This is a genomic window from Bifidobacterium sp. (genome assembly GCF_051876855.1).
Lineage (GTDB): Bacteria > Actinomycetota > Actinomycetes > Actinomycetales > Bifidobacteriaceae > Bifidobacterium.
Genome location: NZ_JBJEIH010000085.1, coordinates 1 through 23,701 on the forward strand (window position 1 = coordinate 1; position 23,701 = coordinate 23,701).

The window sequence follows — 23,701 nt, forward strand, 5'->3', positions numbered from 1 at the left end:
GCCGCGCGGATTGGGGGTATCGGTCAACATGTGTTTCGACGGCGAGTGTGCGTGAGTTGGGATCATTGGTCCGGGTGCTTCCGTGCGCATCCTGTATGTCGTGGCATGCGTGGCTTGACGAATCTCGCCGGAGGACGGCGGTACCGGGCTGCGTTCGGCGGTTTGCGTGTGCCTGTGCATGCACCGTTTGACATTCCCGACTTCGGGTGGGCCTGCGCGCCCGCCATCCTGCGTGAAATGTATGCCATGGCATACGTGGTGTGTGCATGTCGGGACTGCCATCGAGGTGAGCTCGAGCGAAACCGGAAAAATTTTTTCGACACGTGGGAATAAAAGTTGGCCATCCAAAGTTGAGTGATGTAGGCTCAAGTTTGGAAGCATCCAACGGCACGGCCTCCGGGCGGTGCCGATTGAGCGAAGACGTAGACAACAGAACAACAATAAAGGAGAACATATGGGACGCGCAGTTGGTATCGATTTGGGTACGACAAACTCCTGCATCGCAACGCTTGAAGGCGGCGAGCCCACCGTTATCGAGAACGCGGAAGGCGCTCGCACCACCCCGTCGGTGGTCGCCTTCAGCAAGTCCGGTGAGATTCTGGTTGGCGAAGTCGCCAAGCGCCAGGCCGTCACCAATGTCGATCGCACCATCAGCTCCGTCAAGCGCCATATGGGCACTGACTGGACGGTTGAGATTGACGGCAAGAAGTGGACTCCGCAGGAGATTTCCGCGCAGATTCTGATGAAGCTCAAGAGGGACGCCGAACAGAAGCTCGGTGAGCCCGTCACCGACGCCGTCATCACCTGCCCGGCGTACTTCAACGACGCCCAGCGTCAGGCCACCAAGGATGCCGGCAAGATCGCAGGCCTCAACGTGCTGCGTATCATCAACGAGCCAACCGCCGCGGCACTGGCCTACGGCCTCGAAAAGGGCAAGGAAGATGAACGCATCCTGGTCTTCGACCTCGGCGGCGGCACCTTCGACGTCTCCCTGCTGGAAATCGGCAAGGACGACGACGGCTTCTCCACCATTCAGGTGCAGGCCACGAACGGCGACAACCACCTCGGCGGCGACGATTGGGATCAGAAGATCATCGATTGGCTCGTCGGCGAAGTCAAGAACAAGTACGGCGTCGACCTGAGCAAGGACAAGATCGCGCTGCAGCGGCTCAAGGAAGCCGCCGAGCAGGCCAAGAAGGAACTGTCCAGCGCCACCAGCACGCAGATTTCCATGCAGTACCTGGCCATGACGCCTGACGGCACCCCGGTCCACCTCGACGAGACGCTCACCCGTGCGCACTTCGAGGAAATGACCTCCGACCTGCTCAACCGTTGCCGTACGCCGTTCAACAACGTGCTGTCCGACGCGGGCATCTCCGTGAGCGATATCAACCATGTCGTGCTCGTCGGCGGTTCCACCCGTATGCCGGCCGTCAAGGAGCTCGTCAAGGAACTCACCGGCGGCAAGGAAGCGAACCAGTCCGTCAACCCGGATGAGGTCGTCGCCGTCGGCGCCGCCGTCCAGTCCGGCGTCATCAAGGGCGACCGCAAGGACGTGCTGCTCATCGACGTGACCCCGCTGAGCCTCGGTATCGAGACCAAGGGCGGCATCATGACCAAGCTCATCGACCGCAACACCGCCATCCCGACGAAGCGCTCCGAGATCTTCTCGACCGCCGAGGACAACCAGCCGAGCGTGCTCATTCAGGTCTACCAGGGCGAGCGTGAGTTCGCGCGCGACAACAAGCCGCTGGGCACCTTCGAGCTGACCGGCATCGCTCCGGCCCCGCGTGGTGTCCCGCAGATCGAGGTCACCTTCGATATCGACGCCAACGGCATTGTGCACGTGTCCGCCAAGGACAAGGGCACCGGCAAGGAGCAGTCCATGACCATCACCGGCGGCTCCGCCCTGCCGAAGGACGAGATCGACCGCATGGTCAAGGAAGCGCAGGCTCACGAGGCTGAGGACAAGAAGCGCAAGGAAGAGGCCGAGACCCGCAACCAAGCCGAATCCTTCGCCTACTCCACCGAGAAGCTCGTCAACGACAACAAGGCCAAGCTGTCCGACGACGTGGTCAAGGAAGTCACTGAGAAGGTCAACGCCCTCAAGGAAGCCCTGAAGGGCGACGACATCGAGAAGGTCAAGACCGCCCAGAGCGAGCTGATGACCTCCGCGCAGAAGATTGGCCAGGCGCTGTACGCCCAGCAGGGCGCTGAAGGTGCCGCTGGCGCCGCGGGTGCTGGTGCCGCCGGTGCCGCAGGCCAGGCTTCCGGTGCGGCCTCGTCCTCTGATGACGACGTGGTTGACGCCGAAGTCGTAGACGATGACGACGACAAGAAGGACAACAAGTAATGTCCGACTTCAACAAGGACGATTACCTCAAGGACCTGCCGGATGTCGACTCGCTCAACGGCGAGGGCGCGTCCGGCCAGGCCGGAGGGTCGCATGAGCAGAACGCGTCGGCATCCGCGGGCGGACAGTCCGCAGGTGCCGGCAGCGCCGCCGATCAGCCGCACGAGCAGGCATCGGACACCGCCAAGGCGGGCAGCGCAGCATCATCAGACGCCAAGTCTGCCGCAGCTGAAGACGGCAAGAAGCAAGCCGCGCAATCCGCGCAATCTGCGCAAGATGAAGCGCAGCATGCTTCCGCCGGTGCTGCCGACAACGGCAAGGACGGTGACGCCGACCATGACAAGGACGGCTCCCTGACCCCTCTGGGTCAGGCGAAGAAGGAAGCCGCCGAGTACTTGGAGGCGTTGCAGCGTGAACGGGCGGAGTTCATCAACTACCGCAACCGCATGAACAAGGAGCGCGAACAAAGCCGCCAATACGGCATTGTGGACGTGCTCACCTCGCTGCTGCCGGCGTTGGACGATATCGACCGGATCCGTGAACACGGACAGATGGACGATTCGTTCAAGGCCGTCGCCACCAAGATCGACAAGACCTTCGCCAAATTCGGCGTCGAGAAATTCGGCGAGAAAGGCGAGGATTTCGATCCGACCAAGCATGAGGCGGTCCTGCAGAAGCCGGATCCCGAAGCCAAGAAAGAGACTGTAGACACCGTCGTCGAGGCGGGGTACCGAATCGGCGATCGCGTCGTGAGGGCGGCCCGCGTCGTGGTGTCCATGCCTCAGAACTGACCGAAGTGGCGGGAACCATACTCCCGCCATGCCGGTCGCCGCGCATCCCGCGGGTGGCGCCATACGCCTCCTGGCGGATGCGGCCGACGGCCGGATATACTTTCGCCGGGCCGCGCCGATCCAGCTCAACGGATTGGCGCGGCCCGGCATCAAACAAGCAAACACTACACGTGTGGAACAACAGGAGCGGAAACGCAATCACGTACCGCGCAAATCTATGGGGATTGGAGGCATAGATGGCTGAGAATGAATGGCTGAGCAAGGATTTCTACAAAGTCCTCGGTGTCTCCAAGGACGCCAGCGAAGCCGATATCACGAAGGCGTACCGCAAGCTGGCGCGCAAATATCATCCTGATCTGAACAAGACCAAGGAAGCGGAGGAGAAGTTCAAGGACATCTCCGAAGCGTACGACGTGCTGAGCAACAAGGATCAGCGCCAGAAGTATGACGCGATCAGGCAGTTTGGCATGGGTGGCGCGAGGTTCGCCGGCGGCTCCGGGCAAGGCGGATTCGATGCGTCCGGCTTCTCCGACATCTTCGGATCAATGTTCGGAGGTGGTTCCGGTTCCGGCAACGGAGGCACGCGCATCCGGTTCTCGACGTCCGGGGGCGGCCAGCCGAATATGGACGATATCTTCTCGATGTTCGGCGGCGGTGCAGGCGCCGGCGCAGGTTCGCCGTTCGGCGGGGCCCGCAGCGAATATCAGGAGACGCCTCGCCCGCAGCAGGGTGCCGACCGCAAGTCGAAGATCACCCTGACTTTCCGTCAAGCGGTCAAGGGCGCCACGGTCTCCTTGCGCGTGGACGGCAAGCAGTTCAAGACCCACGTGCCCGCGGGCGTCGAAGACGGACAGAAGATCCGCATCCCCGGCAAAGGCAAGCCGGGACTGTACGGCGGCAAGCCGGGCGACATGTACCTCACCGTCCATGTCAAGGCGGATCCGAAGTTCTCGTTGCGTGGCCACGACATCGTCATGGACCTGCCGATCAGCGTCGGTCAGGCGGTGTGCGGCGGCAAAATCAGCGCGACGGATATCGACGGCAATGACGTGACGTTCAAGGTGCCTGCCGGCTCCTCGAGCGGCACGGAAATCAGGCTTGGCGGACATGGCGTTCCCGGGCGTGACGGCGATTTGGTCGCCCGCGTGCAGATCCAGGTGCCGTCGAAGCCGGGTCTTGGCGTCAAACACGCGGCGAAGGAATTCGACTCGGCGACCGGCGATTTCGTGGACAAGCTCGCTGAAGGGCGCTGAGACGTTGCCTAGATATGTGCCGATGCGTGGCGATACGCGCGGCACATGTTGTTTGTAATGAAAAGGAAAGAGGAATCATGGCACGGGTGACACCACAGGTGCGTGCGCTGTATGACATGTGCGCAATAGCGCTGGTCGAAGGCCGTGCCGACCTCGATGGCGCGGACGATGTGGGTTTCGATATCGACATGCCGCTCTTCACCGTCGGGCATACCGCGCAGCTCGCGGACATGCACCCGCAGACGCTCCGGCAGTACGACCGGCTGGGGCTGGTCACGCCGCAACGTACGGAAGGTGGTGCCCGTCGGTACTCGCTGCGCGACATCCACCGGCTGGTTCAGGCGCAGCGGCTCAGCCAGGATGAAGGCATCAATCTGGCCGGTGTCGCGCGGATTCTGGAGCTTGAAGAGGAAAACCGCCAATTGCGCCGACAGAACAAACGGTTGCGTGAACCGAAGGATTCAAGTATCTTCGCAGCTGACGCGGATGGTGGCATCATGCAAGTGAAGCGTTCACGACGTGCCCGTATGTGGCGGCGCGATATTCACGAGGACACCCGTGCATTGCCGTCAAGCGGGACGGACGCGCAACGCTCCGCATCGCGATCCATGGTCATCTGGGGGTACCGGTAAACCCGTGCCCATGGCCGTGCCGCGGGGGAGATCCCGCGTGCCGCTTACGCGTCGAATGCCGGTGACGGCCCCGGCAATTCAATCGTGCATCTACCGCATGCCCACTTGGGTGTGCGGTTTTTTGTTGTGTCAGGTGGGGCGCAGAGGCATCGGTGCTATGGGTGGGAGGACTTCACCCACGAAATCGTCTGGGCGGTGTGAGGGACATCGGGCAGATAGGGTGTTTGCGGGTAGGGGAAGATGCCCCGGGTGGTCTCGGGAGATTGTCTCGACATGGGCTGACGGGTGATGAAGTCCCGGTTTGGCGTGGGAATTTGTGCAGTCATGGGACGGTGTGCGGTGATGTCCCGGATTTGTGCGGGAGATTGTGCGGTCATGGGCTGGTGGGTGATGAAGTCTCGGATTTGTGCGGGAGTTTGTCGCGGATGCACTGATTCGTCGGTGTTCTCCCGTTTTGGACTTCTGGGGTGTTTTTCTTGAATCGCGGATTTCCAACGTTCTTGTTGGGAGTTTGTCCGCTGGATGGCCGATTCCCTGCAATCTCCCGCGCTCGATGTGGGAGTTTGTGCGAGGATTGGGAAAATCCGCCGGTTCTCCCGGAAGAATTACGTCTGCAAGGCTTTGTGCGAGGCTGCTGTCCATGCCGATGGCTCCTGCACGCCCTGACAGCTTAACCGAACCAGCTTCTACGCGCCATATGAGAAGATGGCGATGGTGGGTTGCCCGGGCAATGTCCCGCAGGCGGCCGCGCATCCGCACGATTTTTACGAGTGAGGCAGACATGTTGAAAGCAGTGTTCTGGGATATGGACGGCACGCTTATCGACTCAGAACCGTACTGGCATGAATCCGAGCTGCGTCTCGCGGCCGCGCACGGCGGGTACTGGGACGAGGATCTCGCTTGGCAGGGCTCCGGAACCCCCGTGCCCCAAGTCGCCCGGCAGATGATCGAACGCGGGACAGCGCTGACGGTTGAGGAAATCTCCAAAGGCATGGTTGATTATGTCGCCCAGCAGGAGCGTCTGCACATGCCTTGGATTCCGGGCGTGTTGGATGTACTGCGCTCGCTGGCGGCGGCGCGAATCCCCTCGGTGCTGGTGACCACATCGCCGCGCAATCTTGCGCAAAACCTGGTCGCGCAGGCGCCGGAGGGCGTGTTCGCCGGCTATATCTGCGGGGATGATGATGTCGCGAAGAAGCCAGATCCGGCGCCTTACCTTGCGGCGGGGAAGCTGCTTGGCATCGAGGCGGATATGATGCCATACTGCGTTGCCGTCGAAGATTCGATGAGCGGCCTGCGTTCCGCCGCCGCATCCGGGGCGACTACCATCGCCCAGACTGGATACATGCGGGCGGATACGTCCAACGGGCCACAGTATGCGTCGATACGCGGTTATCAGGGAGTCACCGTCGAGACGTTCGAACGGTTCGTGCGGGAACGTGTGGCTGGGACGTCCGAAACTGCTGGGGCGTCCGAAACTGCTGGGGCAGCTGGGGCGACTGCGAATCAGCGCTAGGCTTGGAATCAGAAGGTTCGCTGTCGAGCAGCGCGGAGGTGATGATATGCGAGTGGTGCCGTTGTCATGGATGGATGTCGTCGCCGTCGTGGCGGCGCTGATGTTGTGTGGGCTTATCGGTTTCGAGCGCGAGGCGCGGCGCAAGGATGCTGGAATCCGCACGCATATTCTGGTCGGTCTGGGCAGCTGCCTGTTCACCATGGTGTCGATCGAGGGCGTGCCGGCGGTCGTCGGGGCTTCTGTCACTTGGGATGCTTCGCGTATCGCCGCTCAGGTGGTGACGGGTATTGGCTTCCTCGGCGCTGGCGTGATTTTCTTCAACCACGATACGATTCGCGGGCTGACGACCGCATGCGCGATTTGGATTGCGGCGGCCGTGGGCATGGCGTGCGGAGCGGGGATGTTCCCGTTGGCGCTACTGATCACGGGCCTGTATTTCGTTGTGGTGCTGGCGATTGCGCCTTTTGTGGTGTGGGCGCTCAAGCGCGACCGCGACTACGTGATTCGGGTCACCTACCAGGACGGCAAAGGGGCGTTGCGTCAGGCGTTGTTGATTGCCGCGCGGCATGGATTCGAGACGCAGGTCGTCTCCACGCACGATGTCGACGGGGATTCGTGGCAGGGCGCTGCGGTCGAGCTACGGCTTGCCGGCAACAAGAGTGATCTGCACGACTGCATCGGCGATATCGCACAAGTCGACGGGGTACGCGACATCGACGTCCTCTCCCGTGACGACTGACGCCACCACCCATAGTCCCGGCACGTTGGCGTTGCGCATGCTGCTGTTCTGAAAAGAGGTAAAGAAAAACCCTCCTGCGGTGGAATGCAGAAGGGTTCTTCGTGGAGCTGATGGTAATCGAAACCACGACCTCTTCGATGCGAACGAAGCGCTCTACCAACTGAGCTACAGCCCCGTGTCCGGTGATTGCTCATCGAGACAACTCACCAAAGTCTAGTACAAGATGCCGCCAAGTGCAATCCGGTACGGTGTCATAGGCGTGTTGCGCCTGATTGCGCTCGGGTTACCGGCACCCAGCCGCAACACAACAACCGCCATGCTCAAAGCCACCATCGCGTCAACAATGACGATGAGCCCGCCTGCGTCAGTCCTGCGTCAGTCCTGCGGCGTCGCCTCGGTCAGGTCGGCGGCGTCCTTGACGGTTGCAGCGGCGATGGTTTCCGCGCTCAGCACGTCTGCCCCAGACAAGTCATTGGAAAGCATCTCGGTGCCGGTGCCAGTGCCAGTGCCGGCACCAGTGCCGATGCCGGCGTCAGCGACCGCATGCCTGGCCGGTTCCGCACCGTGCCCGCGCCCGCGTCCGCGCTGTTTGCCGGTCCGCGCCTTGATCAGCCCGACGAAAGTCGGCGTCAGCGAAATCAGCAGAATCGCGACGATCACCAGCTCGAAATTGTTCTGCACGAACGGAATTCCGCCGAAGAAGTACCCGAGCAGCGTGAACAGGGTCGACCAGGTCAGGCCGCCCAGAACGGAGAACGGGGTGAAACGACGCCATTTCATGCCGGAAATACCGGAAATGAACGGCATGAACGTGCGGATGAACGGGAAGAAACGCCCCAGGAACACGGCGAGCGGACCCCACTTGTCGATCATGCCTTCGGTGCGTGCGAGGCGTTCCGGCGTCATCGCCTTGACTTTGCCGGATTCGATGATCCGCCGGCCGAAGAAATGACCGATGAAGTAATTGCACTGGTCGCCGATGATCGGCGCGGCCCACACGACGGGCAGCAGCATATTCAGTGGGAGCGCGGCCTTGCCTGTCGTCGCGTCCGCGGCGGCGAAGCACCCGGCGGCGAACAGCAGCGAGTCGCCCGGCAGGAACGGGAAGAACACCACGCCCGTCTCGATGAACACAATCAGGAAGATGAACCCCAACGTGGGCGCAACGCCCATGGCGATCCAGGATGCGATGGCTGCGCGCGGATCCTTGAGCAGCCGGATCAGAAAATCAATGAACCCCATAATGTCCTTGTCGAATGTCCTTGCCGGATGTTGATGCCATATACTCGCCGGCAGTATCCATCCGTCGTTCGGTTATGTCTGTCGATTGCATGACTGCCGTTCAAGACTATCGCGCGCACGGGGCTTCGCGACCGCGACACCCCACAGTTTCACATGATTATCGTATAGAAACCGCGGGTAAACCCTTGGTGTCGCTGGGGTTACAGATCGTATGAGGGTTTGGTGATGTCGTTCCCGTCGTTTTTCTTGCCTGGGCGGTTGACGGCTTCCGGCGATGCATCCGCCGCAGTCGAGTCGGCTGCACCGGGTACATCGGAAACACCGGCCGGTACGTCGGCTTGCCCGGATTCCACAGAACCCATATTGATCCCCATGGTCTCAAGCCGCATACGCATCTCCGAGGCGGTCATCATGCTCGCATACACCGTGCCCTGGGCCTCCGTGCCGCCGACTTCGTGGAGCAGCCGGGTCTGTTCAATCGTGTCGATGCCGTCGAACACGAGATGGATACCGTCCCGGTGCGCAAACTGGACCGTATGCTTCATGATGTTCACGGCGAGCGGATTGCTGTACCCGTTGACGATACTCGGGTCGAGTTTGATGATGCCGAGCGGGATGTTCGCCATCGCGGAAACCTCGGAGTATGTGGTGCCCGCCTGGGTGATGGCGATTCGCACGTTGGACATAGAGGTGAGATCCTCCAGCTCATCGTCGAACTGGATTCGCGCTGTGTTCAACGCGGCTTCGCCGAATTGCAGACAGACCGTGATGTCCGGGTGGCGCTCGCGCAAGGATTCGAGATGCTCGTAGAACTGGGAGTTGCCGAGTTCGCTGCCGTTGAGCGTCAGGCAGATGTTGTTCAGATCCGGCGCGATTTTGCGGAATTCCAGAAGATCTTTGACGCCGCGGTCAAGAATGCCCATCGACAGTTTGCATCCCAGACCGAGCCGTTGCGCTTCGGAGAGGACAAAATCGAAATCGAGACGATGATTGCGGCTGTCGGTAATGAGCGGGAACATCTCGAGCGCACTGATTCGCTGCTGTGGCAGCGAGAATATCGGCTGGTAGAGCAGCGCCAGATGGTTCTTCTCGATGGCGTCGCGCAGCGCGTCGGACATCTCCAGATGATCTTTCGTCGACTGTTTCGGGTTCTGCTCTGCCATGGCGGGAGCGAGCTCATGGAGGCCGGCGTCAATCAGCAGTCGCGTCGCGCCTTCGTCCGACGAGGCGAAGGACAGCGATGTGGTCGTGGCGATAGATATCGTGCCGTTGCTGGTCTGGATGGGCAGGGAAGTGTTGTCGCGTAAGCGATCGGCGAGATTCTCGATATCGTCTTCGCTGGTGGATTCGGTGAACACGGTGGCGAATTCCGAACCGCTGATACGTGACAGGAACGCATCTTCCGGCAGGATTTCGCGGATCCGGTCCGCAGTGGTCCGCAGCACCAGATTGCCCACGAGTCGGCTGTAGCGTCCGTTGATGCGCCTGAACTGGTCGATGTTCAGGTAAATCACCGCGACCTTGTTGCTCGCGTTTTCGGTTTGCAGGCTCTTCAAGGTCGCGATGAACGCGGAATACGTGTATGCGCCGGTCAGCGGGTCCGTTTCGGATTCCGAGCGCAGCGTGCTCACTTCGCGGTTGACGCGCAGCTCCTCGTTGAGAATCGACGCGGCTGCGGCGAGCACCTCCTCATCCGCAGGCAGGAACGGGCGGTTCATCATGCTGCGTTCGAACACGATGGAGTACTGGCTGCCTTGTGCCTTGATGCGCTGGGAGTGGCGGTACGAGTGGAACGGCCGGTGGTGCATCTTGTCGTCCGTCATCATGATGCAGCGGATGTTCGGCAGGGATCCGGTGATGATCTCCGCCACTTTCTGTTCCGGCCGGGCGTTCGGCAGAGGCAGGGCGTCGCTGATGTTGAGCAGACAGCGCAGCGAATTCTCCGCGCGCATCATGCGCCGCAGCATGTAGAAGCTCATCAGCGCCAGCGCATAGACGTCCAATGAGATGGAGAATATCGAGCGCAGGGACGAATCAACCATCTGCACGTCCGAATACTGGAATACGGCAGGCAGCAGAATCGTCACCACAATGGCGGCGAGATCGGCCAACGACAATGTGATGATGCGGGTGATGGAATATTCGCTGAGTGATTTGACCACCGGGACGCCGCAAACGAGGTACACGACGATGTCGCACAACAACCGCACTACAGGCAGCAGCGCTGTGATAATGATGAGCGGGAGAACCCAGTTGGAGAGAATGTAGTTCAGCGCTTCCGCTCTTGGTACTGACGAGATGAAGATTTCGCGCAGATGTGCTGGTGATTCGCTGAGAATCAACCGCACGACGGGTATCGGCGCCAGCGCGGTGCATGCGCGAATGGCGCCGATGCTCAGGCTGCGCTCCGAAATCGTGGTGCAAATAAGCGTAATGACAATCAGCAGGCTGAACAGGTGGTCGAACCCGCCGGTGATGAGCAGCATGGTGGTCAACAGCGGAATCGCGGTGTGGCGGCTGGCTACGGGCACTGAACTGAGCTCGGTGCTGTACACCATGCAGATCAGGAAGCTGATTCCCGCGAACACCACGTCGGTGAGGGTCCAGTTGATGGCGTATTGGAGCCCCGGCAGATATCCGATGAACAACGCGGCGAGAATGACCAGGCATGCCACGGCGAGGATTGTGGTCCTGGTACGGCGCGGTTTGTGCGTGCCATCTGGGCTGGTCGTGATGATGCCCTGCTGTTGTGCTGTCATGGTACCCGTTCCTTCGGCTTCTCTGTGTCGATCTGTCGATGTGTTGCCGTTGCTGCTGTCGCTGTGTTCCGGCGGAATACGTCGTCGATGCCGTTGTTGCCGCCGTTGCCGCGGTTGTTGTCGCCGCCGATGTCATCATGCCGGCCCGATCAGACGCCATGGCGAATCCGTGCCGGATGCGGTGCTGTCAGGCTGTTCGCCGGTGTTGTCCGACAACGCCTCATACAGGTTGTGCTTCCAGACCACTTTGTCGCCCTCGACGTACTCGGTGGTGTCGTCCCACTGCTCGTATTTGCCGCTGGGTGTGGACCAGGTCGCGGAATCCATATCCACCATGGTGCCGGGGGCGCCTTTGAAGCCCGAGCTGAGCAGGGTGGCGAACTCGCCCGCGGTCTGCTTCATGCCGCTGCAGCTGGTCTGGATGGTCTGCGTGACGGAATTCTCCCCGCACTGCTGGTCACGGTTGAGCGACCACATGGCCAGATGGCCCAGATTCGTCTGCATGGCGAACGTGTTGACTTTCTGGGCGTCGTCAAGCGTGAGGTATTCGTTGTCGGTGTCGTTCTGCCCGATTAGGACGGTTGCGCCCATCATCTCCCAGATTTGCGAGTCGCTGAACAGTTTTCGCTTGCCATAGAGCAATTGTTTGTACTGTTTGTGCCCGGCATTCAAAGCTTTCTTGATGAGTTCGGACTGCGCCGTGACATTGGACGGAATGTTGAAATCCATGGTCATCAGATTCAATGTCGACAGGTTCACCCCCGCGTCGATGAAGGAGGACACGGTGTCGAGGCCATCGGATGTCAGGCCTGACGTGCTTGCGGGCAAGGTGAGGGAGACGGTCAGTGACTGCCCGTGCGCCTCCATCTCGTCTTGTATCTCGGCGATGGCCTGTGCGCGTCTGACCGCGGATTCGCTGTAGCCGTCAAGATTGCTGTTCTCGATATCGAAGTCGACCGAAGTGACGTGATAGCGGGAGATAACCGTCTGATACGCCTTTTTCAACGAGCTCACCGTGGTGCATTGTCTGGCTAGCTCGGTGCCCTGCTGACCTCCGAAACTGATGGTGACCGTGCGATTGGCGCGGAAGGCGTGGGCGATGCGACTGTCGATGTCAAGCTGGGACGATGCCTCGTTCAGCGAGTAATACCCGCCCCATGTCGGCGTGCAACCGTCGGGGGCAGTGATGAAGCTGAGAATCACGTTGTTGTAGGCGGAACCGACATCGGATTCGAAGGTGTAGCTGGGGGTCGAGGTCACGTCGGTGTACCCGCCGAACCAAGGCGCAGGCAGCTTTTTCGACGCCGTCTGCGTGTACGCAAGCCACGCCCACACGCCGGCCGCAATCAGGGCGGCGGAGACGAGGGCGATGCCCAGTCTCAGAAACGAGAAACGACGCCCGGGGAACAGGGGTTTCCGTGCGCTCATAGGGCGTTCCTTTCGTTGTCCGGCAGCATGGCAGATGACGCCCGCAGGTGGGTTGACAATCCCATCGGGGGGGGTGCCGGGGGTATCGACGGGGGTCGATATCACCTATCGTACAGCGAACGGGTTCGACACAGTGCCAAGAAGTGTCGGGAATATGGGGGGATTCGTCCACAATGACCCGGTATGACAGCTCGGGTGACCAGTATTCGCGATACCGTTGAAGAAACATTCGTCACATTCAGGCGGAACGGTACGCATCATGCGGCATGTCGACGTGAATCGCGTATGGATTGCGCCGTTTGCGGGGCATCAGAAGCGTTCGCATGGCGAAGACAGGATACGGCAGGTATGAGGAAAACGGCAGAACACAAGAACGCCCGGCACGGCAGGCAATGGGGGGCCGAGACCTCGACACGCCCGCTGGCCATCATGCATGCGAAGCCATCCGGCACGCGGATCATCCTCGGATATGTTGCGATGGGCGCCACCGTCATCTCCTACCTCGTGTACATGGTCACCATGATTTTGACGATGTTCGTCAATAACCCCGATATCACTTTGCGGTTCGTTATCGAGGACGTGCTGTATCTGGTCATTGTCACCACGCTGATTTTCAGCGCCATGGTGTACCTCGTGACCCGGCAGGGGGCGATGCGCAGGTTCCTCACCCATGAGCGGGTGCCGCGCGCGGTGCTTGACGAGCATTACGCGCACGGGTACGACAAAGGCATTACCGTGCTGATCCCCTCCTACGTGGAACAGCCGAAAGTCGTCGCGAAAACCATATGGTCCGCGGCATTGCAGGAATTCCCGGACCTCGCGGTCGTCCTGCTGATCGACGATCCGCCGCATCCGAAGAACGATGAATCCAGACAAATCCTTGAAGCCTGCCGTTCGCTGGTTCCCGGTATTCTCGACGAACTCGCGCGACCCGCGAAACGGTTCACCGAGCATCGTGATCTGGCCACCAAGGCGCTCGCCGGGCAGGTGCACGCCCGGCGCAGCATCGTCGCCAGATGTGCGGACGACTACCGTGCAGCCGTGCGCTGGCTGGACGCGAAAGCCGACTATTGGCCGATCGAGGACCATACCGACGAATTCTTCTGCGACCAAGTGCTGCGCGGTCTGGCGCGTGACCTGCGGCAGACCGAGGACGCACTCAACGACGCGGTGAACCTGCGCGATCCGGTCTCCGCCGAGCGCATCGTGCAGCTGTACAACCGGCTCGTATGGATCTTCACCGTCAAAGGCTGGTCGTTCGAGCGCAAGCAGTACATCTCCCTGTCGCAGGAAGGCAACAAGGCGATGAACCTCAACTCGTTCATCGGGCTGATGGGTCACCGCGTCAAACGTAAGGAAACCGCCGACGGCGTGGTGCTGCGCGACGTCAGGCCTGGGGAGGTGCCCGATTTCGTGATGCGTGACTCCGAATACGTGCTCACGTTGGACGCTGATTCCATGCTGCTGCGCGATTATTGCATCCGGCTCGTCTATCAGCTCGAACAGCCAGGCAACGAGCATGTCGCCGTCATTCAGACGCCGTACTCCTCGTACCGCGGGGCGCCGACGCGTATCGAGCGCATCGCCGCGGCTACCACCGACATCCAGCATGTGCTGCATCAGGGGATGACCTACTACGACGCCACCTTCTGGGTGGGGGCGAACGCCGTAATCCGCAAGCGCGCGCTCGATGACATCTGCGTGGTGTCCACGGAAGGCACGCGGACCGTGCGCACGTACATTCAGGACAGGACCGTCATCGAGGACACCGAATCCAGCGTGGACCTCGGCTATTACGGCTGGCATCTGGTGAACTACCCGGAGCGGCTGAGCTACAGCTCGACGCCTCCGGATTTCGGCTCCCTGGTGGTTCAGCGCCGGCGTTGGGCGAACGGCGGTCTGCTGATTATCGGCAAGTTCTTCCGTATTGTTCGCGCCCGGCGGCGGCAGGGTAATCCGGTGCGACTGGGCGAATGGTGTCTGCGGGTCAACTATATGGCCTCAATTGCATGGTCGAGTTTCGGGTTGCTGTTCCTGCTCGCCTACCCGTTCGACCAGCGGCTGCTCAGCCCGTGGGTGGTCGCCGCGTCGCTGCCGTATTTCATCACGTATGCGAACGACTTGAAATCCAACGGATACAAGCGTACTGACATCTTCCGCATTTACGGGTTCAATATTGTGCTGCTGACCGTGAATCTTGCGGGCACGCTGAAATCGATCCAGCAGGGCATGACCAACACCAAGATCCCATTCGTGCGCACGCCGAAGGTCAGCAATCGCACCGCCTCGCCGCCGTTGTATGTCGCCATGCCGTGGGCGATTGTGGGGTTCTCGTGCTTTGTACTGTATGCGGATTACCTGTCTGCCAACTGGGGCAATGCGATTTTCGCCGGATTCAACGCGGTGGTGACCTTGTGGGCGTTGGTGTCGTATATCGGCATTTGGCATTCCATCCAGGATATGGTCGTCGGTTTGGTGCGGTGGTTCTTCGTGCCGGTCAAGGAGCCGGTGAAAGCCAGGAAGGCGGACAATCCGTCGTGGAAGGATGCGCTGTATTTCGGCGACCGCAAGATGATTTACGAATCCCGACCGGTGTGAGCCGTTGGTTGGCTGGTATCTGGCTGCGGGTGTGATTGGTTGATCGCATGACGGCGGGATATGAACGGTTTCCCGGTGTGGGTGGGCGGTATCTGGCCGCTGTGCGACTGACTGGTTGCATGGCGGCCAGATAGGGCTGGTTTTCTGGGTCGGCCGATTGGTATCTGGTTGGCGTGTGACCGTGGTGTCGCATGGCGGGCCGGTGCCGTGGGTTGTGGGACGGCTCAGTGGGGTATCTGGCTGGTGGTGTGACTGTTTGGTTGCACGGCGGGGCGATGCTGCGGGGTGTTGCTTTGTTTGGCGGGGGTATCTGGTTGTGCTGTGACGGTGTGGCCGCATGACGGGCCGGTACCGTTGCCCGTTGCCTGTCGCCCGGCCCGTCAGATCCACGACTTGAACCACATGTGGCTCAGCCAGAACTCGTACGGAACGGGCATTGCCGTCCAGATCGGGTAGAAGAACACCGACACCAGCAAGATCGGCAGCAGCGTGGCCGCCAGCGTAATTCGCCATGTTCCGGCGCTGACCCGTCGGCGCACATGGTCGCCGACATAGCAAATCGCAAGAATAATCCATGGCAGGATGACAATCGAGTAGAACGTGAAGGTGGTGCGGTGCAGGTATTGCGCCCATGGCAGCCATCCGCCGATGAAGCCGGCGAGCACCGCCCAGATGCGCCAGTCGCCGTGCTTGACGATGGCGATGATGACGCCGATAATCACGCACAGGGAGCCAAGCCACCAAATCAGGGGGTTGCCCAGGGACGTCACAGCGGCCACGCACTTGGAATGGGGCGCTAATGAGCACAGCCCCGGATGCTCGTCAAGCTCCTGCCAGTAGAAACTGGTCGGACGTACCTGCAGCGGCCATGTGAGCGGGTTCGCCTTGTAATCGTGCGGTGTGTCGAGCGTGGTGTGGAACTGCCACATTTCCACGTGATATTCGACAAACGACCGCAATCCCTCCGGCAACCAGGTGATGCCTTGTCCAGGGTTGTTGCGCGCCCAGTCGTGCATGTACGAATCCGGGTGGATGAACCAGCCGATCCATCCGGCCAGATACGTGCCCGCCCATAGCGGGAGCATATACAGCGCGGTCAGCGGTGCGTCGCACAGCAGCCCGGTGGACAGCCAGCTGCGATAGCCTGCGCGGTAGCGTTCCCATGCGTCCCAAATCACACTGATGACGCAGAACGCCGCCATGAAGTAGATGCCGGACCATTTGACGCCGGTCGCCAGACCGATAAGAATCGCGGCGGCGGCACGATACCAGGAGAACGCGATGACCGGGCCACGCGCGTCAAGCAGCATGCTTTGGTTGCGTCCAGCCGTGTTGGCCGATGACGATACTGCGGCGCCGGCGGTACCGGTCGTATCGTTGGCGTCGCCGCCGGCAACACTCGGATCGCCGTCTGCTGCCTTGCGCTGCGCCCGGCGTGCACGACGGGATGTGTCCGGGACCCAGTGCGCATCCCGACGCGCGGCATCGACCGCGTAATGCGCCCGGAGCTTTGTCCGTGCCCAATCGCGGTGCATCAGCAGTAAATCAAACGCGCCGAGCACGAACACCATGATGAAGATATCCAGCAGGCCGGTGCGGCTGAGCGTGATGCCCACGCCGTCGACGGACATGAGCAGGCCCGCGGACAGCGCAATCGACATGTTGTTGAAGAGCCGCAACGCCACGCGAATCATGATGATGATTGCAATTGTCCCCGCGATTGCCGTACTCGCACGCCACGCGAAGGTGTTGCCGGCGCCGCCGAACAGTTTCAGCCCGAGTGCGATGCACCATTTGCCAACCGGCGGATGCACGACGTATTCGGCGCTGCTCAGCCACCGGTTCGTGTCGCCTTGCGCGAACAAGGTGTCGACGGGGAAATCCAGTCCGCCGCGTGTCAAGAACTCCGGCCAGTTGCGTGGCTCGCCGGTCAGCAGCATCGTCCACGCGTCCTTGACGTAATAGGTTTCGTCGAACACCACGGCGCGCGGCTCGCCGAGCCGGATGAACCGCAGCAGGCCGCCGAAGAAGGCCACCAGCACAGTCAACAGCCAAGAAACCAAACGGGGTGCGGCAGCGAGCCGCGCACGCAAGCGGAGCAGGGCGCCGCCGACGCTCGCCGACGGGCGTGTTCGCCCAGAATTCACGGAACTCAACACCATCACTCCCAAAGTTAGAGGATACTGGATATATGACCAGTGACATCGAGGGACGCCAGTCGGCGCCGCAGTCCTTACATGATAGACCCCAACACGCAGAAAACGACATGTGCAAGGAGACATCCGCCGGCGTGCGTGTCGACGTTCCTGCCGGGACGGTGGTGCTTGCAGCCACGCCGATTGGCAATGTGGGCGACGCATCGGCGCGATTGGTGGCCCTGCTGGAGCGTGCGGACATCGTCGCCGCGGAAGACACCCGGCGTCTGTACGATTTGGCGAACCGCCTCGGCGTGCATGTCAGCGGCAAAGTCGTCGCCTACCATGACCACAATGAGCGCAACAAGGCGGATGGGCTGCTGGACAGTGTTGAGGAGGGCGCCACGGTGCTGGTGGTTTCGGACGCCGGCATGCCCACCATCAACGATCCCGGCCTCGCGATTGTGCGCCGGGCCATCGAGCGCGGCCTACCGGTGACGTGCGCGCCCGGGCCGAGCGCCGTGCTGGACGCGCTCGCGCTGTCGGGTTTGCCTACGGACCGGTTCTGCTACGAGGGTTTCGTGCCGCGCAAGCATGCCGAACGTATGCAGCGTCTGCGCTCGCTACGCGCCGAGCAGCGCACCATCGTGTTCTATGAGACGCCGCACCGCATCGCTGAGACCATGCCTGACCTGCTGGGGGAGTTCGGGCCGGATCGCCGGATGGCGTTGTGCCGCGAGCTGACCAAGGATTATGAGCAAATCAGACGCGGCACGATTGCACAGATCAAGCAGTCGGTGGATGACGATCCGCCGCGCGGCGAAATCGTGCTGGTCATTGAAGGCGCGAGCGACGATGAGGCACGGGATAGCGCGCCTTCTGCGTTGAGCGTGGAGGATTTGGCCGTGCTGTCAATCGACCGAGCGCGTGAAGACGGGCTGCGCATCAAGGACGCCATCGCGCAGGTTGTGCAGGAACACCCCCTGCCGGACGGCTCGCTTGCCAATCGCAAGCAGGTGTATTCCGCTGTGCTTGAGATGCGTTCCTGACCTGCGCGTTCGCTGATTGCGCTGATTGCGCTGTCTTGCGTGTCTTGCGGTGCGTCCTCGGCATTGCCCGTCCGCTCTGGGCGCTCCGCGCTCATCTCACGGTTTTGTCCATCATGCAGTCATGTTCATCCCGTAGTCTCCCCGCTCGTGGTCTCCCCGAACAAGATGCCGAACGCGTCGCGGACACCGGGACCGCCCGCTTGCGACACATATTCAAGCAGGGCGGCATCCGCCTTGGGATTGGCGATGAGCCATTTGCGCAGATGCGGGTGCTCGCGCGCAATCAGCCACAGCGTGGGCATATCGGTATCGGGGTCGCAAGCCATGGCGGGCGTAACCACCAGCGGCGGAGGTGGGGGAGACAGCACATCCGGCGCGGCAATCGGAACGGCATCTAGGCCCGCACCCGAATGCCCCGCAGAGCCCGCAGGCGTCCATCGTTGTTGTCGCAACCGTTGCGCCGGCCCCATCGCTCCAGTCGCCTCAGCTGTCCCGTTCGGCTTGGATATCGCCGATAATCGTCGTCGTATGCTCATGTCAGCCCCTGCCTGCCGTCCGGTGTGCTCGCCGCGGCGGTCAGCAGCTCGCGGGCTTGCCGGATATTCGGCCAGTGTCGGCTGTCCGTATTGAAGATGGCAAGGCATTCGGCCATGCCGAATGAGTAGCGGTTCATCAGGCTTCGGATGGTTCCTCCCACTTCAAGCTGTTCGTCTGACGTGTCGATTTGCACCAATGCGAGGTCGCACGCCGTTCTCGCCGGCGACGTGACTTTCATACCCCCGACCGTGATGATGTACTGGCTGTCGATCTGCCGGTTGAATGGCCGGATTCTGCGCCCGTGAGCCGGCGAACGGTAATGTGCGTCGGACACCACGTCGATGGTCGAAGGAAAGTCCCCTCCCACCCAAATCCACGCGGCGAGCGACGCGCAGGCGACCACGTTCATCGGCGACGCATGGCGGCAAATCAGCCCCCTGCCGTCCGGAGTATCGGAATGTTCCCCCAAATAAGCGCTGATGTCATCGAAATTGTGCAGCACGCCATAATCGGTCATGCGCGTAATGCACATCGGGCCGGGCAGGCGGCATGTGCGGATGATCGGATGACCGCGCTGAATCACGCGACGACGTTCCGGCATCCCCTCGCCGTCCGCACGATATCGCGCATCCCCCTCGTAATCGCCGGCGTGCCCCGATGCCGCCGGACATGATTGATGACGCCGCTCGGATACCTCCGGACGACGGTGAGCCTGTGTGCACCCTGGCGGCGCGTTTCCTGTCAACATAGTCATACGGGGAAAGATACCGGCGAGATTTCGTGCCGGCAACGATGTCGGACCGAAATGTGCATAACCGTGATTACCCGTTGTGAGACAGCCGTCCGCCCTGTGGATAACTTGCGGGCCGCAGAACGGATTGGCGGTATTTTGCGCAAAATTCCCAATGCGGATTCTGCGCCACGGGCAAGGTTGCTGTCGCATGGTCCGTGCCGGTCAATGCACCGCAGCGCGGCGACCGTGTCAGACCCGTATCAGGCGTGCCGAGCGTGTGTGAGGCCCGTGTGAAGCCTATGCAGGGCTCGTGTGGCGCCTGTCGCGTTCTTGTGCGCGGCTCCCTCTGTCCGCGCTGAGCCTGATAATCGGGCGTATGAGTCATATTTTGGTCAATGTTGCGTGGCCGTACGCGAACGGTCCGCGCCATATCGGGCATGTCGCCGGCTTCGGCGTCCCGTCGGATGTGTACGCGCGCTATCAGCGCATGAAGGGCAATGACGTGCTGATGGTGTCCGGAACCGATGAACACGGCACCCCGATTCTCGTCGAGGCCGATAAAGAAGGGGTCAGCGCACAGGAACTCGCGAACCGCTACAACCGCGTGATCGCCAAGGATCTGTGCGATCTCGGCCTGAGCTACGACCTGTTCACCCGCACCACCACCACGAACCACGAGCATGTCGTGCAGGAACTGTTCAAGCAGTGCCTGAAGAACGGGTACATCTACAAGGGCACGCAGAAAGTCGCCATCTCCCCGTCCAGCGGGCGCACCCTGCCAGATCGTTACATCGAAGGCACCTGCCCGATCTGCGGCGCCGACGGTGCGCGCGGCGACCAGTGCGACAACTGCGGCAACGAACTCGACCCGGACGAGCTGATTAACCCGGTCTCCAAAATCAACGGCGAAACCCCGCGTTTCGAGGAAACCGAGCATTTCTTCCTCGACCTGCCGGCGCTCGCCGAAGCGAACCTCGCCTGGCTCAAGACGCGTGAAGGTTGGCGCACCAACGTCATTAACTTCTCGCTCGGTCTGTTCAAGGAAGTCAAGCCCCGCGCCATCACGCGCGATATCGACTGGGGCATCCCCGTGCCGGTCAAGGGCTGGATTGACAACCCGAACAAGAAGCTGTACGTGTGGTTCGATGCGGTGATCGGCTACTTGTCGGCGTCCATCGAATGGGCTCGTCGCAAGGGCGACCCCGAGGCGTGGCGCGCCTGGTGGAACGATCCTGAGACGCCGGGCTACTACTTCATGGGCAAGGACAACATCACCTTCCACTCCCAGATCTGGCCGTCCGAAATGATTGCTTACAACGGCGCCGGCTCCAAGGGCGGCGAGACCGGCAAGCTTGGTCCGCTCAACCTGCCGGAGCAGGTCGTGGCAAGCGAGTTCATGACCATGGAAGGCAAGAAGTTCAGCTCCTCGCGCGGCATCGTGATCTATGTGAAGGACATCCTTGCGCGCTACCCGGTGGACGCCGTGCGCTACTACATCTCCGTGGCCGGCCCGGAAACCTCGGATTCCGATTTCACGTGGGCAGAATTTGTGCGGCACAACAATGAGGAGCTCGCCTCCAGCTGGGGCAACCTGGTCAACCGTGTCGCCAACCTCATCTACAAGAACTTCGGTGCGATTCCGGAGCTCGACGAGGATTCGATGACCTCCGAGGATCGTGCGCTGCTCGAGGAGACGTCGGCGGCCTTCGACGTGGTCGGCGGGCTGATTGAGCGCCACCACCAGAAGAACGCGCTGAACGAGGCGATGCGCGTGGTCGGCGATATCAACAAGTACATTTCCGCCACCGAACCGTGGAAGATCAAGGATGACGAGAAGCATCTCGCCACCGTGCTGCACGTGGCTGCGCAGGCCGTGGCGGACGCGAACCATCTGCTCGCCCCGTTCCTGCCGCATTCCGCGCAGAAGGTGTGGGAGGCGCTCGGCGGCAAGGGCACGTTCTCGCCGCTGCCGCATATCGAAGAGGTCGAGGATCTTGACAATCCAGACTTCCACTACCCGGTGATTACCGGCGATTACAAGCTCGGTGTGAATGTGCACCCGTGGAAGAGCGAGGCCATTGACACCGGCGCTCCGGTCGCCAAGCCGAAGCCGATTTTCGCGAAGATTCCGCAGGAAGCCGTGCAGGAGGAGCTGGATCGCTTCGAAGAGCAGCTTTCCCAGCGCAAGGCTGCAGAAGCCGAGCGTCTGGCCAAGGCGAAGGCACAGCTGGCTGAGGAAGAGGCCGCTGACAAGCCGGCCAAGACGGCTGAATAACCGCCGGCTGAATAACCGCGGATTGCGTGAATCACGCAAATCATGTGAATATGCTAAGCGGCGGGATCTGCCCGATGAGGTAGATCCCGCCGCTTGGTTGATTCTATGATGGTTTTCAGCCTGATATTCTGCGAACCGATTCACCCTCTCGAAGCGATATCGCGCAGCGTGGCATCGATGTCGGCATCGATGAGGATGGATCGGTCGGCGATCTGCGGTGCGGTGACCGCCTCGCCGAGATTGATGCTCGCGTAGATTGCGTTGCGATTGACCGAAGTCCACTGCATGAACGGGAATTTGAAGATGATCGGCGTGTTCGCGCCGCTGCCCAAGTCAAGGAACAGCGTCCGGCTCCCGTCGGGCTCACCGACCCGCCGCGTTTCGAGGAAGGCCCGGTAGCGTTCTGCGGCCCGGCGCCAGGCCTCGTCCTCGGCGAAGGTGTCGTCGCAGCGCAGGTTCGGCGCCATGGGAGAGCCGTCTTCCGGGCAATACGGGATGAGCTCGTCGGGGATTGTCATGCCGATGCCGGCCCATCCGCCGACCTCGTCTGGTGCGATCAGCTCGCCCCAGTCGTCGGCGGTGTCGGCGGTCATGTGCGCGAAGGTGAAGCCTTGCGCGAGCAGCATGCTCTTGACATCCCGCTCGTTATCGTACGTGCGGGATGTGCCGGTGCGTGAGCTTTGGAACAGCCCGTAGTCGCCCTGCGTGCAGAACAGGCGGTCGGCAGGGAAACCGGCGCGCTGGAAGCAGTGGTCCACATTCGTGGTGATGACGGTGTAGTCGCGGCCGTCCAGCAAGGAGCGCAGAAGCCCGTACGTGTCCTTGGGCGGGGCCATATAGCGGTTGATGTAGATGTGGCGGCTCCACCAAGCCCAGTAGGTGTTGAGGTCCGGGTATTCGGCGAACCCGCCGGAATACATGTCGCCGATGCCGTATGCGCGTGCGAAATCGCGGAAATACCGGTCGAAGCGTTCGCCGGAGTAGACGTATCCGGCGGATGTGGACATTCCGGCGCCGGCGCCGACCACCATGGTGTCCGCATCGTGGATCGCGTTCGTGAGACGGGTGATGGCATCCTCGCATGTGGCACGGTTGTCTGTTGCCGATGGATTGATAGCCGGTGGCGTGAACAGTGACGTGAACGGCATGGTGGCTTCTTTCTGCGGGTTCCGCGGGGTTGTGATGGGTGCCGGCGCGGTGTGGGTGCCGGCGGTGTGCTTGTCGCCTATGCCGCCTGGCTCCCGGGAATGCCGAGCAGCTGGCGGTAGATATGCTCGTCCGTCTTGCCGAAGACGTCGAAGATGACGGTCGGCGTTGCCGGGGTGCTGCCGTTGCCGGGGTTGGCCGGTTCGCCTGATTGGCCGGTTCCGGCGCTTGTGCTCGCATGTCCGGCGAGCCACGCGCGAACCGTGCGCACGGCGATCTCGGCGGCTTCCTGCTGCGGGAAGCCGAAGACCCCGGTGCTGATGCAGCAGAACACGATGCTGCGCAGGCGGTGTGCGGCGGCGAGATCGAGACAGCTGCGATAGCTTGAGGCGAGCAGCTCGCGGTCGCGGTCGCTGGGGTGCCCGGCGGCGATCGGCCCGACGGTATGGATGACATGCGCCGCCGGCAGATTGTATCCCGGCGTGATTTTCGCGCGTCCGGTCGCCTCGGGCGTG

Annotated in this window: 16 protein-coding genes, 1 tRNA gene and 1 pseudogene; 9 read left to right on the forward strand and 9 right to left on the reverse strand. The window is 61.5% G+C overall.

Going from position 1 to position 23,701, the window contains the following annotated elements:
* The first annotated feature begins 454 nt into the window (after positions 1–454).
* From dnaK to ACI38B_RS05755, 6 genes are all read left to right on the forward strand, one after another.
* Positions 455–2,353 (forward strand): molecular chaperone DnaK, encoded by a 1,899-nt coding sequence (gene dnaK, locus ACI38B_RS05730; protein ID WP_033507082.1) that lies wholly within the window; start codon positions 455–457, stop codon positions 2,351–2,353.
* A complete protein-coding gene (gene grpE, locus ACI38B_RS05735; protein WP_439729913.1) occupies positions 2,353–3,144 on the forward strand; it encodes a nucleotide exchange factor GrpE in 792 nt (263 codons plus the stop codon). The genes dnaK and grpE overlap by 1 nt, the downstream gene beginning before the upstream one ends.
* A gap of 236 nt (positions 3,145–3,380) precedes the next feature.
* Positions 3,381–4,397: a DnaJ C-terminal domain-containing protein gene (locus ACI38B_RS05740; protein WP_439729914.1), complete on the forward strand. Its 1,017-nt coding sequence runs from the start codon at positions 3,381–3,383 to the stop codon at positions 4,395–4,397.
* Between the two features lie 77 nt (positions 4,398–4,474).
* Positions 4,475–5,029, forward strand: coding sequence for a heat shock protein transcriptional repressor HspR (locus tag ACI38B_RS05745; RefSeq protein ID WP_439729915.1), 555 nt, complete (start codon positions 4,475–4,477; stop codon positions 5,027–5,029).
* Positions 5,030–5,810: 781 nt separating this feature from the next.
* Positions 5,811–6,545, forward strand: coding sequence for an HAD family hydrolase (locus ACI38B_RS05750; RefSeq protein ID WP_439729916.1), 735 nt, complete (start codon positions 5,811–5,813; stop codon positions 6,543–6,545).
* Between the two features lie 46 nt (positions 6,546–6,591).
* The gene (locus ACI38B_RS05755) at positions 6,592–7,284 is read left to right on the forward strand and encodes an MgtC/SapB family protein (RefSeq protein ID WP_439729917.1); all 693 of its coding nucleotides are present in this window, start codon (positions 6,592–6,594) and stop codon (positions 7,282–7,284) included.
* Positions 7,285–7,386: 102 nt separating this feature from the next.
* On the opposite strand, the gene ACI38B_RS05760 is transcribed toward ACI38B_RS05755, so the two are convergent.
* The 4 genes and pseudogenes from ACI38B_RS05760 to ACI38B_RS05775 all read right to left on the reverse strand — a co-directional run bounded on the left by ACI38B_RS05760 (position 7,387) and on the right by ACI38B_RS05775 (position 12,713).
* A tRNA-Ala gene (locus ACI38B_RS05760) sits at positions 7,387–7,459 on the reverse strand.
* A gap of 407 nt (positions 7,460–7,866) precedes the next feature.
* Positions 7,867–8,526, reverse strand: a pseudogene (locus tag ACI38B_RS05765) (DedA family protein); the annotation flags it as partial.
* Between the two features lie 200 nt (positions 8,527–8,726).
* The gene (locus tag ACI38B_RS05770; RefSeq protein ID WP_439729918.1) at positions 8,727–11,285 is read right to left on the reverse strand and encodes an EAL domain-containing protein; all 2,559 of its coding nucleotides are present in this window, start codon (positions 11,283–11,285) and stop codon (positions 8,727–8,729) included.
* Positions 11,286–11,420: 135 nt separating this feature from the next.
* The gene (locus ACI38B_RS05775) at positions 11,421–12,713 is read right to left on the reverse strand and encodes a chitinase (protein ID WP_439729919.1); all 1,293 of its coding nucleotides are present in this window, start codon (positions 12,711–12,713) and stop codon (positions 11,421–11,423) included.
* Between the two features lie 348 nt (positions 12,714–13,061).
* Between ACI38B_RS05775 and ACI38B_RS05780 the strand changes: the two genes are divergently transcribed.
* On the forward strand, positions 13,062–15,311 hold the full coding sequence (locus tag ACI38B_RS05780; protein WP_439729920.1) for a glycosyltransferase family 2 protein: 2,250 nt from the start codon (positions 13,062–13,064) through the stop codon (positions 15,309–15,311).
* A 380-nt stretch (positions 15,312–15,691) separates the two neighbouring features.
* Here ACI38B_RS05780 and ACI38B_RS05785 read toward each other — a convergent pair whose 3' ends face one another.
* A complete protein-coding gene (locus tag ACI38B_RS05785; protein WP_439729921.1) occupies positions 15,692–17,473 on the reverse strand; it encodes a dolichyl-phosphate-mannose--protein mannosyltransferase in 1,782 nt (593 codons plus the stop codon).
* Between the two features lie 104 nt (positions 17,474–17,577).
* On the opposite strand from ACI38B_RS05785, the gene rsmI reads away from it, so the two are divergent.
* Positions 17,578–18,495: a 16S rRNA (cytidine(1402)-2'-O)-methyltransferase gene (rsmI, locus tag ACI38B_RS05790; RefSeq protein WP_439729922.1), complete on the forward strand. Its 918-nt coding sequence runs from the start codon at positions 17,578–17,580 to the stop codon at positions 18,493–18,495.
* Between the two features lie 125 nt (positions 18,496–18,620).
* Here the strand turns inward: rsmI and ACI38B_RS05795 are convergent, their stop codons facing one another.
* Together ACI38B_RS05795 and ACI38B_RS05800 are read right to left on the reverse strand one after the other, a co-directional pair.
* Positions 18,621–18,821 (reverse strand): hypothetical protein, encoded by a 201-nt coding sequence (locus ACI38B_RS05795; RefSeq protein ID WP_439729923.1) that lies wholly within the window; start codon positions 18,819–18,821, stop codon positions 18,621–18,623.
* A gap of 206 nt (positions 18,822–19,027) precedes the next feature.
* Positions 19,028–19,786, reverse strand: a complete 759-nt coding sequence (locus ACI38B_RS05800; protein WP_439729924.1) for a hypothetical protein — start codon at positions 19,784–19,786, stop codon at positions 19,028–19,030.
* A 355-nt stretch (positions 19,787–20,141) separates the two neighbouring features.
* Here ACI38B_RS05800 and metG point away from each other — a divergent pair, with 355 nt between their 5' ends.
* Positions 20,142–22,040, forward strand: a complete 1,899-nt coding sequence (metG, locus tag ACI38B_RS05805) for a methionine--tRNA ligase (RefSeq protein WP_033507096.1) — start codon at positions 20,142–20,144, stop codon at positions 22,038–22,040.
* A 140-nt stretch (positions 22,041–22,180) separates the two neighbouring features.
* Here the strand turns inward: metG and ACI38B_RS05810 are convergent, their stop codons facing one another.
* Positions 22,181–23,188, reverse strand: coding sequence for an SIR2 family NAD-dependent protein deacylase (locus ACI38B_RS05810; RefSeq protein ID WP_439729925.1), 1,008 nt, complete (start codon positions 23,186–23,188; stop codon positions 22,181–22,183).
* A gap of 77 nt (positions 23,189–23,265) precedes the next feature.
* The coding region (locus ACI38B_RS05815) for a macro domain-containing protein (RefSeq protein WP_439729926.1) at positions 23,266–23,701 on the reverse strand (436 nt) is incomplete at its 5' end.

Bases quoted from the DNA above. Each gene is read 5' to 3' on its own strand.
- ACI38B_RS05770 (WP_439729918.1), bottom strand. From the start codon at position 11,285: ATGACAGCACAACAGCAGGGCATCATCACGACCAGCCCAGATGGCACG.
- metG (WP_033507096.1), top strand. From the start codon at position 20,142: ATGAGTCATATTTTGGTCAATGTTGCGTGGCCGTACGCGAACGGTCCG.
- ACI38B_RS05810 (WP_439729925.1), bottom strand. From the start codon at position 23,188: ATGCCGTTCACGTCACTGTTCACGCCACCGGCTATCAATCCATCGGCA.
- ACI38B_RS05740 (WP_439729914.1), top strand. From the start codon at position 3,381: ATGGCTGAGAATGAATGGCTGAGCAAGGATTTCTACAAAGTCCTCGGT.
- ACI38B_RS05745 (WP_439729915.1), top strand. From the start codon at position 4,475: ATGGCACGGGTGACACCACAGGTGCGTGCGCTGTATGACATGTGCGCA.
- ACI38B_RS05750 (WP_439729916.1), top strand. From the start codon at position 5,811: ATGTTGAAAGCAGTGTTCTGGGATATGGACGGCACGCTTATCGACTCA.
- ACI38B_RS05800 (WP_439729924.1), bottom strand. From the start codon at position 19,786: ATGACTATGTTGACAGGAAACGCGCCGCCAGGGTGCACACAGGCTCAC.
- dnaK (WP_033507082.1), top strand. From the start codon at position 455: ATGGGACGCGCAGTTGGTATCGATTTGGGTACGACAAACTCCTGCATC.
- ACI38B_RS05785 (WP_439729921.1), bottom strand. From the start codon at position 17,473: ATGGTGTTGAGTTCCGTGAATTCTGGGCGAACACGCCCGTCGGCGAGC.
- grpE (WP_439729913.1), top strand. From the start codon at position 2,353: ATGTCCGACTTCAACAAGGACGATTACCTCAAGGACCTGCCGGATGTC.
- ACI38B_RS05780 (WP_439729920.1), top strand. From the start codon at position 13,062: ATGAGGAAAACGGCAGAACACAAGAACGCCCGGCACGGCAGGCAATGG.
- rsmI (WP_439729922.1), top strand. From the start codon at position 17,578: ATGTGCAAGGAGACATCCGCCGGCGTGCGTGTCGACGTTCCTGCCGGG.
- ACI38B_RS05755 (WP_439729917.1), top strand. From the start codon at position 6,592: ATGCGAGTGGTGCCGTTGTCATGGATGGATGTCGTCGCCGTCGTGGCG.
- ACI38B_RS05795 (WP_439729923.1), bottom strand. From the start codon at position 18,821: ATGGCTTGCGACCCCGATACCGATATGCCCACGCTGTGGCTGATTGCG.
- ACI38B_RS05775 (WP_439729919.1), bottom strand. From the start codon at position 12,713: ATGAGCGCACGGAAACCCCTGTTCCCCGGGCGTCGTTTCTCGTTTCTG.